The sequence below is a fragment of the Thermoactinospora rubra genome, from assembly GCF_002093975.1.
In the GTDB taxonomy this organism is placed as follows: domain Bacteria; phylum Actinomycetota; class Actinomycetes; order Streptosporangiales; family Streptosporangiaceae; genus Nonomuraea; species Nonomuraea rubra_A.
Genome location: NZ_MSZZ01000024.1, coordinates 167,628 through 180,866 on the forward strand (window position 1 = coordinate 167,628; position 13,239 = coordinate 180,866).

The 13,239-nt window shown below is 73.4% G+C and carries 11 protein-coding genes; 7 read left to right on the plus strand and 4 right to left on the minus strand.

Going from position 1 to position 13,239, the window contains the following annotated elements:
* Positions 1-9: 9 nt before the first annotated feature.
* Together BSB02_RS24365 and BSB02_RS24370 are read left to right on the plus strand one after the other, a co-directional pair.
* Entirely contained in the window at positions 10-1,029 is a 1,020-nt protein-coding gene (locus BSB02_RS24365; RefSeq protein WP_084962185.1) for a 2-phospho-L-lactate transferase, read from the plus strand.
* Positions 1,026-2,144, plus strand: a complete 1,119-nt coding sequence (locus BSB02_RS24370) for a coenzyme F420-0:L-glutamate ligase (RefSeq protein WP_084962187.1) — start codon at positions 1,026-1,028, stop codon at positions 2,142-2,144. Before BSB02_RS24365 ends, BSB02_RS24370 begins: the two co-directional genes overlap by 4 nt.
* On the opposite strand, the gene BSB02_RS24375 is transcribed toward BSB02_RS24370, so the two are convergent.
* From BSB02_RS24375 to BSB02_RS24385, 3 genes are all read right to left on the minus strand, one after another.
* A complete protein-coding gene (locus BSB02_RS24375; protein ID WP_240506627.1) occupies positions 2,136-3,659 on the minus strand; it encodes a substrate-binding and VWA domain-containing protein in 1,524 nt (507 codons plus the stop codon). The genes BSB02_RS24370 and BSB02_RS24375 overlap by 9 nt on opposite strands.
* Before the next feature lie 227 nt (positions 3,660-3,886).
* The gene (locus BSB02_RS24380) at positions 3,887-6,448 is read right to left on the minus strand and encodes a bifunctional FO biosynthesis protein CofGH (protein ID WP_084962191.1); all 2,562 of its coding nucleotides are present in this window, start codon (positions 6,446-6,448) and stop codon (positions 3,887-3,889) included.
* A 43-nt stretch (positions 6,449-6,491) separates the two neighbouring features.
* Positions 6,492-7,388: a DNA-3-methyladenine glycosylase family protein gene (locus BSB02_RS24385; protein WP_084962286.1), complete on the minus strand. Its 897-nt coding sequence runs from the start codon at positions 7,386-7,388 to the stop codon at positions 6,492-6,494.
* 85 nt (positions 7,389-7,473) lie between these two features.
* On the opposite strand from BSB02_RS24385, the gene BSB02_RS24390 reads away from it, so the two are divergent.
* On the plus strand, positions 7,474-8,367 hold the full coding sequence (locus tag BSB02_RS24390) for a glycosyltransferase family 2 protein (protein WP_206184858.1): 894 nt from the start codon (positions 7,474-7,476) through the stop codon (positions 8,365-8,367).
* Positions 8,367-9,431, plus strand: coding sequence for a glycosyltransferase family 4 protein (locus BSB02_RS24395; RefSeq protein WP_084962193.1), 1,065 nt, complete (start codon positions 8,367-8,369; stop codon positions 9,429-9,431). Before BSB02_RS24390 ends, BSB02_RS24395 begins: the two co-directional genes overlap by 1 nt.
* Here BSB02_RS24395 and BSB02_RS24400 read toward each other — a convergent pair.
* Entirely contained in the window at positions 9,360-10,286 is a 927-nt protein-coding gene (locus BSB02_RS24400; protein ID WP_084962195.1) for a lysylphosphatidylglycerol synthase domain-containing protein, read from the minus strand. The genes BSB02_RS24395 and BSB02_RS24400 overlap by 72 nt on opposite strands.
* Positions 10,287-10,310: 24 nt before the next feature.
* On the opposite strand from BSB02_RS24400, the gene BSB02_RS24405 reads away from it, so the two are divergent.
* The 3 genes from BSB02_RS24405 (at position 10,311) to BSB02_RS24415 (ending at position 13,232) form a co-directional block, all read left to right on the plus strand.
* Complete coding sequence (locus BSB02_RS24405; RefSeq protein ID WP_206184859.1) at positions 10,311-11,132, plus strand: class I SAM-dependent methyltransferase; 822 nt, start codon at positions 10,311-10,313, stop codon at positions 11,130-11,132.
* A complete protein-coding gene (locus BSB02_RS24410) occupies positions 11,129-12,040 on the plus strand; it encodes a lysylphosphatidylglycerol synthase domain-containing protein (RefSeq protein ID WP_084962197.1) in 912 nt (303 codons plus the stop codon). Before BSB02_RS24405 ends, BSB02_RS24410 begins: the two co-directional genes overlap by 4 nt.
* A 73-nt stretch (positions 12,041-12,113) precedes the next feature.
* Positions 12,114-13,232: a glycosyltransferase family 4 protein gene (locus tag BSB02_RS24415; RefSeq protein ID WP_169729424.1), complete on the plus strand. Its 1,119-nt coding sequence runs from the start codon at positions 12,114-12,116 to the stop codon at positions 13,230-13,232.
* The last annotated feature ends 7 nt before the right edge of the window (positions 13,233-13,239 follow it).

The following is a 13,239-nucleotide window of genomic DNA, read 5'->3' on the forward strand; positions in this document are numbered from 1 at the left end:
CTGGGCCGCATGCGTATCGTCTCCCTGGCCGGCGGCATCGGCGGCGCACGCTTCCTGCGAGGACTGCGCGCCGCCGCCCCCGACGCGGACATCACCGTGATCGTCAACACCGGCGACGACATCACCCTGTTCGGCCTGCGGGTCTGCCCCGACCTCGACACCGTCATGTACACCCTCGGCGGCGGGATCAACGAGGAGCAGGGCTGGGGACGCGAGAAGGAGACGCACGTCGTCAAGGAGGAACTGGCCGCGTACGGCGTGGAGCCGCAGTGGTTCGGCCTGGGCGACCGCGACTTCGCCACCCACATCGTGCGCTCCCAGATGCTGGCCGCCGGCTACCCGCTCTCCCAGGTCACCGAGGCGCTGTGCACGCGCTGGCAGCCCGGGGTGCGTCTGCTGCCCATGAGCGACGACCGCTGCGAGACGCATGTGGTCATCACCGAGGAACCCGGAGGCGGAGTCGAAGCGGACACTGACGGGAGCAAAGCGGACGTCAGGGTGCAAGGTTCGACGGAGCCGACCAATAAGCGCCGCCGCCGCGCGATCCACTTCCAGGAGTGGTGGGTCAGGCTGCGCGCGTCCGTGCCCGCCGAGTCGTTCGCGCTGATCGGGATCGACACCGCCCGGCCCGCCCCCGGCGTGCTCGAGGCGATCGCCGAGGCCGACGTGGTGCTCCTGCCGCCCTCCAACCCCGTGGTCAGCATCGGCACGATCCTCCAGGTGCCCGGCATCCGCGACGCGCTGCTGGCCAAGACGGTGGTCGGCGTCTCCCCCATCATCGGCGGCGCTCCGGTGCGCGGGATGGCCGACGCCTGCCTGACCGCGATCGGGGTGGAGACCAGCGCCCAGGCGGTGCTGGAGCTGTACGGCGCCGACCTGCTCGACGGCTGGCTCGTGGCGCCCGAGGACGCCGGCGTCGCGCTCGAGGGCGTCCGGGTGGCGGCCAGGCCGCTGCTCATGCACGACGTCGACGCCGCCGCCGCCATCGCCCGCGCGGCCCTGGACCTGGCGCTGGACCTGGCGCGATGATCGAGATCTTCGGCGTCCCCGGGCTCCCCGAGGTCGTCCCGGGCGACGACGTCGCCGCCCTGCTCCGGGACGCCGACCTGCGCGAGGGCGACATCGTCGTGGTCACCTCGAAGATCGTCAGCAAGGCGGAGGGCCGGATCAGGCGGGCCACCGACCGCACAGCCGCGATCATGGAGGAGACCGAGCGGGTCGTGGCCAGGCGCGGCGACACCGTCATCTCCCAGACCCGGCACGGGTTCGTGATGGCGGCGGCGGGCGTGGACGCCTCCAACACCGAGCCGGGGACCGTGCTGCTGTTGCCCGAGGACCCCGACGCCTCGGCGCGGCGGATCAGGAAGGGCCTCGGCGGGCACGTCGGCGTGATCATCACCGACACGTTCGGCCGCCCCTGGCGGCACGGCCTGACCGACGTGGCCATCGGCGCCGCGGGCGTGGTCACGCTCGAGGACTTCCGCGGGCGCGCCGACACGCACGGCAACCCGCTCAACGTCACCGTCACCGCCCTGGCCGACGAGATCGCCGCGGCGGCCGAGCTGGTCAAGGGCAAGCTGTCCGGCGTCCCCGTCGCGGTCGTGCGGGGCCTGGCCCACCTGGTGACCCCCGACGACGGCCCCGGCGTCCGCCCGCTCATCCGCCCCGCCGACGAGGACCTCTTCCGGTACGGCTCCCGCGACGTCGTCCACGCCCGCCGCACGGTCACGGCCTTCGCCGACCGCCCCGTGAACCCGGCGGCGGTACGGCGGGCGGTCGCCGCCGCCATGGCCGCTCCCGCGCCCGAGCGGATCCGGTTCGTGTTGGCGGAATCTGCCGAAGCTCGCGCGAAGCTCCCCGGCCGCCCGCCCTACGCGGTCGTGCCCTGCCTCCTGGGCGAGGAGAGCGCCCAGGCCCTGCTGGCGGCGGGCGCGAGCGTGGAGAACCTCCTCATCCAGCTGGCCGTCGAGGGCCTCGGCTCGGCCTGGACCTTCCCCGAGCTGCCCCTGGCCGGCCTGCTCGGCCTGCCCGAGGGCTGGCGGCCGCTCGGCGTCGTGGCGGTCGGCCACCCCGCGGCTCCCCCGCCGGGCCGCCCGCCGTACGACGTCGACCGCGATGTCGACGAGGTCGTCGTCCTACGTTGACCCGCAGGTCGGGTGGCACAGCCGCCGGGCCAGGGCGGACAGGAACACGTCGATGATCTCCTCGGGGCGCTGGGCGACGTGCAGCGAGCCGTTGGTGGCGGCGGTGATCTGGCCGAGCGCGTCGCGGTCGACCCCGTCGCCGAAGGCGACGACGATGATCTGCACCGGCCGGTCCGGGTCCCACTCCTCGCGCAGCCGGTCCGTCAGCTCCCGCAGCCCGATCCCGCCGCCGTCGTCGCGTCCCGACGTCACCACGAGCAGGGCGTTGTTCATGTCCTCCGCGTAGCGTTCGGTCATCTCGCGGAAGCCGTCCAGCACGGCCCGGTAGAGGTGGCTGTCCTCGCCCTCCCGGGCGCGCAGGTCGGTGGCGAGCTGGGCGAGCGTGCTGCGCCGGATGACCTGGCCGGTCTCCGGTTCGGTGATCGGCCCGACGGTCACGCGCGGGCGGGTGCGCTCGGCGAACTCCCACATGCCCATGTGGGTGGAGTCGGGGAACAGCTGCAGGCCCAGGCGGGCGGCGGCCAGCGCGACCGACAGGCGGGTGCCGTCCTTCAGCCGCTCGGCCATGTGGCGGGAGGTCTCGGCGAGCACGAGCATGTTGGTGGGCGGCGCGAGCCTGCTCCAGGCGCGCAGGCCCTCGTCGATGTCCTCGGGCGAGATCTCCTGCCGGATCTTGGGCGCCTGGGTGGGCACGCCGGTCGCCGGGGAGATCGGCCCTTGCGAGCCGTCGGCCGACCGGAAGCCGGCCCGCCGGAAGACGCCCTGCGCCACCGGGCCGCGCAGCCAGTCGCCGAACGCCCCGGCCGCCTCGGCGACGGCCCGGTCGGTCGCGGTCACGGCGTAGGAGTAGTCGAGGTTGATGGTGCCCTCGCGCGGGTGCAGGGCCACCACGGGGTCCGGGGAGGGCCGGCGGTTGTGCTCCCACACCGACTGCTCGGGCACGATCACCACGGGCCGCCGCCAGAACGTGCGGTCGTCCACGGCCGCGAGCATGCTGCGGTAGTCCGGCGCCGCCCCCGCCTGCGCCCAGCGCACGAACGCGGTCAGCGACTTGTCGGCGTCCGGCCCGGTGCCGACCACGTCCCTCGCGGCGGCCACCGTCGCGATCCCCGCCCCGGCCAGCGACGGGTCGGGCACGCGGACGACGTCGGGCTCGTTCTCGTTGGGCTGGACGCGCCCGCGCACGGTGGCGGGGAAGACCATGCGCCAGTTCATCTCGGTGCGGCCGACCGCGAACTTGTCGGCCAGGGAGGAGCGGGTGGCGAAGACCAGCGGCGAGGTGGCCACGACGGTCCGGCGCTGCACGGCCGCCCGGCGCAGCCACGCCGAGGAGTCGGCGATCCATGCGTCGGGCCGCACCGGCAGCACGCCCGCCCGCTCCCCCAGCAGCGTGCGCAGCACGGTGGCCGGCGGCTGTTCGGTGACCTGGACGAGGGCGCAGCGGTTGATCTCGTTGTACTGCCTGGCCGCCTCCATCACCGCGGGAGCGACGTCCACGGCGGCGGCGACACTCACTAGAACGGGTTCTCGCGTCGGGCACTGGCCGCCCCCGCCGCGCACGAGTAAGACGACGGTCGCCGACGCTCCGGCGACGACCGCGAGCCCGGCCAGCATGCCCCGCCAAAACGCGGATCTACGTCGGCTTTCGCCCGTGAGCGGGACACGGTGTCGACCCACCCGCACTGACCACCCTTCTGCGAGTCAACCACCCCCGTGACATTGACCAGAGCATAGAGAACCGCTTACAACGAAACCACCCTGAGAACGGATCTGCACACTCCGTCGCTGGCCGCGGAGGCCGCCAGGCGCTCCTGGCTCGGCACGCCGTACTCGGTGGTGCGCTGCCGTACGGGCCGTCCGGTGGCCGACGCCATGGCGCGCAGCTCGCTGATGGTCTTGTAGGAGCCGTTCTCCGAGCCGGCCATGCGGCTGATCGTCTCCTCCATCAGCGTGCCGCCCAGGTCGTTCACGCCGCCCTGGAGCACCTGGCGGCACAGGTCGTCCCTGAGCTTGACCCAGGAGCACTGGATGTTGTCGATCGCGCCGTGCAGCAGGATCCGGGCCAGGGCGTGGACGGCGCGGTTCTCCCGCGCCGTGGGGCCGGGGCGGGCGACGCCGGCCAGGTAGATGGGGGCGCTGTGGTGCACGAACGGCAGCAGCACGAACTCGGTGAACCCGCCCGTCTCCTCCTGGATGCTCCTGATCAGCTTGATGTGCCTGACCCAGTGCAGGTGGGTGTCGACGTGGCCGTACATCATCGTCGAGGTCGTCGGGATGCCGACCCGGTGGGCGGTGGTGATCACGTCGATCCAGTCGCGGGTGGGCAGCTTGCCCTTGGTCAGCACCCAGCGGACGTCGTCGTCGAGGATCTCGGCGGCGGTGCCGGGCAGCGAGTCGACGCCCGCCTCCTTGGCGGCGAGCAGCCAGTCCTCGATGGACATGTTCGTACGGCCGGCGCCGTTGATCACCTCCATCGGGGAGAAGGCGTGGACGTGCATGTCCGGCGTCTCGCGCTTGACCGCGCGGGCGATGTCGAAGTACGCGGTGCCGGGCAGGTCGGGGTGGATGCCGCCCTGCATGCACACCTCGGTGGCGCCGGCGTCCCAGGCCTCCCTGGCGCGGGCGGCGACCTGGTCGAGGCTGAGGGTGTAGGCGTCGGCGTCGGTGCGGCGCTGGGCGAAGGCGCAGAAGCGGCAGCCGGTGTAGCAGACGTTGGTGAAGTTGATGTTGCGGTTGACGACGTAGGTGATGTCGTCGCCGACGGCCTCGCGGCGCAGGTGGTCGGCGATGCGGGCCAGCTCGTCGAGGGCCTCGCCGTCGGCGCCGAGGAGCGCGAGCGCCTCGGCCTCGGTGAGGCGGGCGGGGTCGGCTTCGGCTTTGCGGAGGGCTTTGTGGACGTCGGCCTGCTCGCCGCCGGCCGGCGCCGGGCCGGCCGGGTGCAGGCGGTCGCGCAGGGCGTTCCAGTCGCCGTAGACGCTGTCGAAGTCGGCGCGGCGGTCGGTGGAGCGGCCCGTGGTGTCCACCGTGACGTGCAGGTCGACCCGGCCCGAGGGGGCGAAGCCGCCGTCGGGTTCCTGCCAGGGCAGGCCGCGCGGGACGGCGTCCTCCCGGGCCAGCCCCGTGTCCGGGTCGGCGAGCGCCGCGACGTGGCCCGCCAGCCGCGGGTCGAGCCAGGGCTCGCCCCCCAGGACGTACTCCGGGTAGATGGTCAGCCGCTCCCGCAGCGTGAAGCCCGCCGCGGCCGTACGGGAGGCCAGCTCGTCGATCTGCGGCCAGGGACGCTCCGGGTTCACGTGGTCGGGGGTGAGCGGGGAGACGCCGCCCCAGTCGTCGATGCCCGCGCGGATCATCAGCGAGTACTCGGCGTCCACGAGGTTCGGCGGCGCCTGGAGCCGCACGCGGGGGCCGAGGACCAGGCGCGCGACGGCGATGGTGGCCGCCAGATCCTCCAGGTCGGCGTCCGGCATGCCGCGCATCGCCGTGTCGGGCTTGGCGCGGAAGTTCTGGACGATGACCTCCTGGACGCCGCCGTACTCCCGCGCCACCCGGCGGATCGCGAAGATCGACTCGGCGCGCTCCTGGAGCGTCTCCCCGATCCCGATCAGGATGCCCGTGGTGAACGGCACCGCCACCCGCCCGGCGTCCTCCAGGACGCGCAGCCGTACCGCGGGGTCCTTGTCGGGCGAGCCGTAGTGCGGGGCGCCCTTCTCGGTGAACAGCCGCGTGGCGGTGGTCTCCAGCATCATCCCCATCGAGGGCGCGACGGGCTTGAGGCGCTGCAGGTCGCGCCACGACATCACGCCGGGGTTCAGGTGCGGCAGCAGCCCGGTCTCCTCCAGCACGCGGATCGCCATGGCGCGCACGTAGGAGAGCGTGTCGTCGTAGCCGTGCGCGTCCAGCCACTCGCGCGCCTGCCGCCAGCGGTCCTCGGGCCGGTCGCCCAGCGTGAACAGCGCCTCCTTGCAACCCATGGCGGCCCCGTCCCGGGCGATCCGGAGCACCTGGTCGGGGCTGAGGAAGGCGGACTCCAGCCTGCCGGGCGCGGTGGCGAAGGTGCAGTAGCCGCAGCGGTCCCGGCACAGTCTCGTCAGCGGGATGAACACCTTCTTGCTGTAGGTGATGATCCCCTCCCTGCCGACCGCGCGCAGGCCCGCGTCGCGGACGCGGGTGGCGTGCTCCAGCAGGGCTTCCAGGTGCTCGCCGCGGGCGTGCAGGAGGACGGCCGCCTCGGTGACGTCGAGGGCCTTGCCGTCGCGGGCGCGGGCGAGGGCGCGCCGGAGCGCGGAGTCACTGACCACAGTCATAGCGGCACATTACGGCCATGCCCCGGGTCGTCCCCAGGCCGGGTCAGAAGGACCGGTAGTCGCGCACCGGCATGCGCGGCCCGCGGGCGGGCGGCCGCAGGCCGGTGAGCCCGATGAGCAGCGTGGCCCGGTGCCGGTGTCCCGCGTACGGCGCCAGCAGCTCCAGCATGCCCGCGTCGTCGGTCTTCCTGCCGGTCAGCACGTAGCCGACGATCTTGGCCAGGTGGTAGTCGCCGACGCTGACCGCGTCGGGGTCGCCGAAGGCACGCTGCCGTACCTCGGCCGAGGTCCACACGCCGATCCCGGGCAGCGTCCGCAGCAGCCGGTCGGCCTCCGCGCTGGTCGCCGCCGCCTCCAGCTTGGCGGCGTGCCAGGCCGCCGTGGCGATCGTCTTGGCCCGTACGGCTTCCGCCCCCGACCGGTGCCAGTCCCAGGCCGGGATCTGCCGCCACACCGGCGGCTCGGGCACCACGCGCATGCCCTGCGGCGCCGGGCCCGGCGCGGGCTCCCCGTAGCGGTGCAGCAGCCAGCGCCAGGCCCGCCGCGCCTCGCGCAGCGTGACCTTCTGCTCCAGCACGGCCGGCACGAGCGCCTCCATCACGCGGCCGGTCCTGCCGATCCTGAGCCCCGTGTGCCGCCGCGCCACGTCGGCCAGCACCTCGTGCCTGACGGTGAAGCCCGAGTCGTCGTCGTCCGCGCCGAGCAGGGACGGCAGCGTGTCCAGCAGCCACCCGGCGCCGGGCCCCCACGCCTGACCGTGCACGAGGCCCGCCTGGACCGAGACGCGCAGCGTCCCCGGCCCGTCGGGGGTCCTGGACGTCTTCCAGATCGCCCCGTCCGGGGTGCGCTGCCACGTGGGGTCGCCGCCGCCGCGCCGGTGCGGCGCCAGCACCAGCCCGACGTCCAGGGGACGTCCTGGACGCCACGCCCGTTCCTTCACCCCGCCACGGTATATCCGGCGGACTGCACACGGCTCCCAGCTGGGCAAGGTAGCCTCAAGGCCCGTGGACAGCACTGGAGCCCCCGTGGAAGAAGCGCCGTACGTCACCATCGTCCTGCCCTGCTACAACGAGCAGGATCATGTCGTCGACGAGGTCGAGCGCATCTGCAGGACGATGGACTCCAGCGGCTACACCTACGAGCTGGTCGCCGTCGACGACTGCTCCACCGACCAGACCCTGGCCCGGCTGCAGGAGGCCGCGCCGCGCTTCCCCCACCTGAAGATCCGGGCCTTCCACCGCAACGGCGGCTCGGGCACGGTGCGCCGCATCGGCACGCAGGAGGCGCGCGGCGAGATCGTCGTGTGGACCGACGCCGACATGACCTACCCCAACGAGCGCATCCCCGAGCTGGTGCAGATCCTGGAGAAGGATCCGACCGTCGACCAGGTCGTGGGCGCCCGCACCAGCGAGGAGGGCTCGCACAAGATCCTGCGCGTGCCCGCCAAGTGGGTGATCAGGAAGATCGCCGAACGGCTGGCCGGGCAGAAGATCCCCGACCTCAACTCGGGCATGCGCGCGTTCAGGAAGTCCGTGGCCAAGCCGTACCTGCGGCTGCTGCCGCCCGGCTTCTCCTGCGTGACGACGATCACACTGTCGTTCCTGATGAACCAGCACGACATCCACTACCTGCCCATCGAGTACGCCAAGCGGGCGGGCAAATCGAAGTTCAGCTTCGTGTCCGACGCCTACCGCTACATCCTGCAGGTGCTGCGGATGATCATGTACTTCAACCCGCTCAAGGTGCTGATGCCGCTGGCGCTGTGGCTGATCGGCATCGGGTTCGTCAAGGGCGTCTTCGACATGGTCAGGGACCTGTTCTACATCCGCGCGAACACCGTCATGATCTTCCTGACCGGGTTGATCATCGCCTCCGTGGCGCTGCTGGCCGACCTCATCGTCCGGTCGAGGGGCGAATAGTGCGGATCGCGGTCGTCGGGCCCACCTACCCCTACAAGGGCGGCGGCGCGCAGCACACCACCGAGCTGGCGCACCGGCTCGCCGCCGCGGGACACGACGTGGTCATCGAGTCGTGGCGGGCGCAGTACCCCTCCTTCCTCTACCCGGGACAGCAGACGATCTCCGAGCCGGAGGGCGAGCCGTACCCTCGCACGCGCCGCCTGCTCGACTGGCGCAACCCGCTCGGCTGGGCGGCCTGCGGGCGCCGGCTCAGGCCGGCCGACCTGGTGGTGCTCGCCGTCCTCAGCCCCGTGCAGGTGCCCGCCTACCTCGGCATCCTGTACGGCCTGCGCCGCCGGGCGCGCACGGTCGCGCTGTGCCACAACGTCCTGCCGCACGAGCGCAAGCCGTACGACAGGCCGCTGATGAAGGCGCTGCTGGGCCGCGTCGACGCGGTGCTGGCCCACTCCGAGCAGCAGGCGGAGCTGGCGCGCGGGCTCACCGCCCTCCCGGTCCGGGTGGCCGCGCTGCCGCCGCACCTGCCCTCCACCGGCGGCAGGCCGTCGGCCGCGGTGCACCGCAGGCTGCTGTTCTTCGGCATCGTCCGCCCCTACAAGGGCCTGGACCTGCTGCTGAGGGCGCTGCCCGAGAGCGTGTCGCTGACCGTGGCCGGAGAGTTCTGGGGCGGCCTGGAGGAGACCAGGCGGCTGATCGCCGAGCTCGGCATCGGCGACCGCGTGGAGCTGCGGCCCGGCTACGTGGCCGCCGAGGAGGTGCCGGAGCTGTTCGCCCGCGCCGACGCGCTCGTCCTGCCCTACCGCAGCGCCACCGCCAGCCAGAACGTGTGGCTGGCGCACGAGCACGGCGTCCCGGTCATCGCCACGCGCGTGGGCGCGCTGGCCGACCACGTGACCGACGGCGTCGACGGGCTGCTCGTCGAGCCGGGCGACGTGGCCGCGCTGCGCGAGGCCATCGAGCGCTTCTACCGGCCGGGCGAGCCCGAGCGGCTGCGCTCAGGAGTCAAGGCTGTGGACCCCGACCCCTTCTGGCGCGTCTACCTCGACGCGCTTGGGGCGGCGGGCTAGCAGGAAGAAGCCGCCCGCGGCGATCAGCTCCGACAGCGTGAACACCAGCCGCGAGACGATCCCCGTCACCAGGGCGAGGCCGGGGCCGACCAGCGGGCCGAGCACCACGGCCAGCGCCCCCTCCCTGACCCCCACCCCGGCGGGGATGACGAAGGTGAGCAGCCCGGCGACCCAGGCGAAGGCGTAGGCGCCGGTGGAGACCGGGTAGCCGGTGCCGGCCAGCAGCACGATGTGCACGCCGTACACGAGCCAGCCGAGCGCCGTCCACCCCACGGCCAGCAGCAGGCTGCGCCCGGGCAGCACGGTCTCCAGCGGCTCCCGCCGCGCCAGGCGCAGGGCGAGGTTCAGTCCCCAGGTCAGCACCCTGGGGTGCAGGCAGACGGCGATCACCGGGATGAGCAGCAGCACGTACCAGGCCTCGGCGAACGCCTCGCGGGCGGTGGCGGCGGCGATGGACAGCGCCACGCCCAGGCTGATGACCAGGCCCAGGGAGATGCAGGCGAAGGTACGGCGGGGCGGGCTGCCGTGGTGGCGGCCCAGCTCCATCATCGCGGCGTAGGCCCACACCGAGCCGGGGACGTACTTGCCGAGCTGGCCGAGGAACAGGATGCGCCCGGCCACCGCCAGGGGCAGCCGCGTGCCGAGCCCGGCGAGGATCTCGCGCCAGGCCAGCAGCATGCAGAACTGGCCGGCCAGGACCGCGGCGAGGGCCCCCGCGACCGACCACGGCGACAGCCTGGCCAGCGCCGCGGTGGTGTCGGCCCAGTTCCTGGCCACGCCGTAGCCCAGGAAGCCCAGGGCGACCAGTCCGAGCGCGACTCGTACGGCGGGGCTGGAGAGGACGCGGCTGAGCACCCGCTCAGGCTAGTCTGGCGAGTCGTGGTGAGACAACGGCAGCTGGAGTACTCCGAGATCCAGGCGGCGATGCTCGACGAGGCCAAGCGCAGGCGCAAGGCCGCCAAGATCATCGCGGTGCTGGAGCACTTCCGCGGGCCGCTGAAGGGGCTGACCGTGGGCGACGTCGGCTGCTCGGCGGGGTTCATCGCCGACGAGCTCGCCAAGGCCGGGGCCGCGCGCACGCTGGGCGTCGACATCGACGTGCCGGGCCTGCGCAGGGCCGCCTCGCGCTTCGGCGAGCGGGTGGGGTTCGTCTGCGGCGACGGCACCGCCCTGCCGTTCCCCGACGGGTCGATCGACGTGCTGGTGTTCAACCACATCTACGAGCACGTGGTCGACCCCGACGCGGTGGTGGCCGAGATGCGACGGGTGCTGGCCGACGACGGCGTGCTCTACCTGGGGCTCGGCAACCGGCTGGGCGTCATGGAGCCGCACTACAAGCTGCCGTTCCTGTCCTACCTGCCGCCGGCGCTGGCGGACCGCTACGTGCGGGCCTTCGGGCGGGCGGACCACTACTACGAGCGGTTCCGCACCCGGCGGGGGCTGCGCCGGATGCTGCGCGCCTTCCACGTGTGGGACTACACGCTCCCGGTGCTGGCCACGCCCGACGCCTTCGCGGGCGGCGAGCTGTTCCCCGGCGTCGCCGGCAGGCTCGCGCGCGCCGTGCTCTCGCGGGCTCCGCGTCCGCTGCTGCGTGCCCTGCTGCCCCTGGTGCCCACCTACATCTGGGTGGCCACCAAGACCCCGAGCCGCCCGCGCGGCCCCGCCCTCCCCCAGCCCCCGGAACGGGTCCGCCCGCTGTGACCCCCACCGAGACGACGCCTGGAGACGCTCCCGTCCGGCGCGGGCGGGCACTCAGGAAGGTCCTGCGCGTCGCGTTCCTCCTGCTCGCCCTCGGCTTCGGCGCCTGGGCCGTGGTCTCCCAGTGGGACGCCGTCCGCGCCGGGTTCGCCCGCCTGTCCTGGCCGATGGTCGCCGCCTCCCTGGCCGCCGTCGTCGCGGCGCTCCTGGGCGGCATGCTCACCTGGCGCTCCCTGCTGGCCGACCTCGGCTCCCCGCTGCCCCTGCGCCCCGCCGCCAAGGTCTTCTTCGTCGGCCAGCTCGGCAAGTACATCCCCGGCGCCCTCTGGCCGGTGATCGCCCAGATGGAGATGGGCCGCGACCTCGGCGTCCCCCGCTCCCGCAGCGCGGCCGCCTTCTTCCTGACCATGCCGATCCAGCTCGCCAGCGGCCTGCTGGTCACGCTGGTGACGCTCGGCTGGGACCGCTACGGCTGGGTGCTGCTGCTGATCCCCGTGCTCCTGGTCCTCCTGGAGCCCAAGGTGATCAACGCGCTCATCGGCTTCGGCCTGCGCAAGCTCAGGCGCCCGCCGCTGGAGCGCCCGCTGAGCCGCCGCGGCATGCTCACCGCCCTCGCCTGGGCCCTGGCCGGCTGGGCCGCCTACGGCCTGCACCTGTACCTCATCGCCCCGGCCGCCGACCCGATCTTCTGCGTCGGCGCCTTCGCGCTGTCCTGGTGCCTGGGCATCATGACCTTCGTCGCCCCCGCCGGCGCGGGGGTCCGCGAGGTGGCGATGGTCGCCGTCCTGGTCCCGGTGCTCGACCGCGGCTCGGCCATCGCGGTCGCCCTCGTCTCCCGCATCGTCATCGTGCTGGGCGACGTCCTGTGCGCCGGAGCCGCGGGCCTGGCCGCACGACACCGGCGCGTGTGATTCACGCCACATGGGGGAGGCTCGGGCATAGGGTAAAGGGTGATGCAAGGTCTTGAGGGGAGAGATCTGCCTGATGCCACGGGTGCTCATCGACGCGGCAGCGGTCCCCGCCGACCGCGGTGCGCTGATCCGCTACGTCGACGGTCTCGTCGGAGCGCTCCACAGGAAGGGCGCCGACCTGATCGTGGTGTGCCAGCGGACCGACGTCGCCCGCTACACCCGGCTCGCGCCGGCCGCCCGGATCATCCCCGGCCCGCCGTCCCTCGCGAACCGTTCCACCAGGCTCGCGTGGGAGCAGTCCAGCCTGCCCGTGCTCGCGCAGCAGGCCGGGGCCGAGGTGATCCACGGACCCTACTACTCCATGCCGCTGCGCTCGGGGCTGCCGACCGTGGTGACCGTGCACGACGTCACCTGGTTCACCGACCCGGCCAGGCACGACCCGGACAAGGCCACCTTCGTCCGCGCGGCGACGCGGCACGCGGCCCGGCACGCCAACCGGATCATCGTGCCGTCCAAGGCCACCAGAGACGAGCTGGTGCGGGTGCTGGCCGCCGACCCCACCCGCATCGACGTCGCCTACCACGGGGTCGACCAGGCCGTCTTCCACCCCCCGTCGGAGCAGGAGGTACGGCGGGCGGCCAACCGGTGCGGCCTGCACGGCCGGCCGTACGTGGCCTTCCTGGGGGCGCTGGAGCCGCGCAAGAACGTTCCGAACCTCATCCGGGGCTTCGCCAAGGCGGTCGAGGGCATGCCCGACCCGCCGGCGCTGGTGCTCGGCGGCGGGGTCCACCAGGACGACGTCGACGCGGCGTGCAAGGAGACGGAGGCCGTGGTCAAGGTCGTCCGGCCGGGCTACCTGTCCAACGGGGAGATCGCCGGCTTCCTCGGCGGCGCGCAGGTCGTGGCCTTCCCGTCGGTGGGCGAGGGGTTCGGGCTGCCGGTGCTGGAGGCCATGGCGTGCGGCGCTCCCGTGCTGACGACCCACCGCGCCTCGCTGCCCGAGGTCGGCGGCGACGCGGTCGCCTACACCGAGCCCGACGCGCCGAGCATCGCGGTGGCGCTGCGCCAGCTGCTCGACTCGCCGGAGCGGCGACGCCAGCTGAGCGAGGCGGGCCTGGCCAGGGCTCGGGAGTTCACCTGGGACGCCTCGGCGCAGGCGCACCTCGGCTCCTACCAGCGCGCGGTGGAATAGACTCCCC

Excerpts from the sequence above, each read along its gene's own strand:
- BSB02_RS24365 (WP_084962185.1), top strand. The coding sequence starts at position 10 with ATGCGTATCGTCTCCCTGGCCGGCGGCATCGGCGGCGCACGCTTCCTG.
- BSB02_RS24370 (WP_084962187.1), top strand. The coding sequence starts at position 1,026 with ATGATCGAGATCTTCGGCGTCCCCGGGCTCCCCGAGGTCGTCCCGGGC.
- BSB02_RS24380 (WP_084962191.1), bottom strand. The coding sequence starts at position 6,448 with ATGACTGTGGTCAGTGACTCCGCGCTCCGGCGCGCCCTCGCCCGCGCC.
- BSB02_RS24415 (WP_169729424.1), top strand. The coding sequence starts at position 12,114 with ATGCCACGGGTGCTCATCGACGCGGCAGCGGTCCCCGCCGACCGCGGT.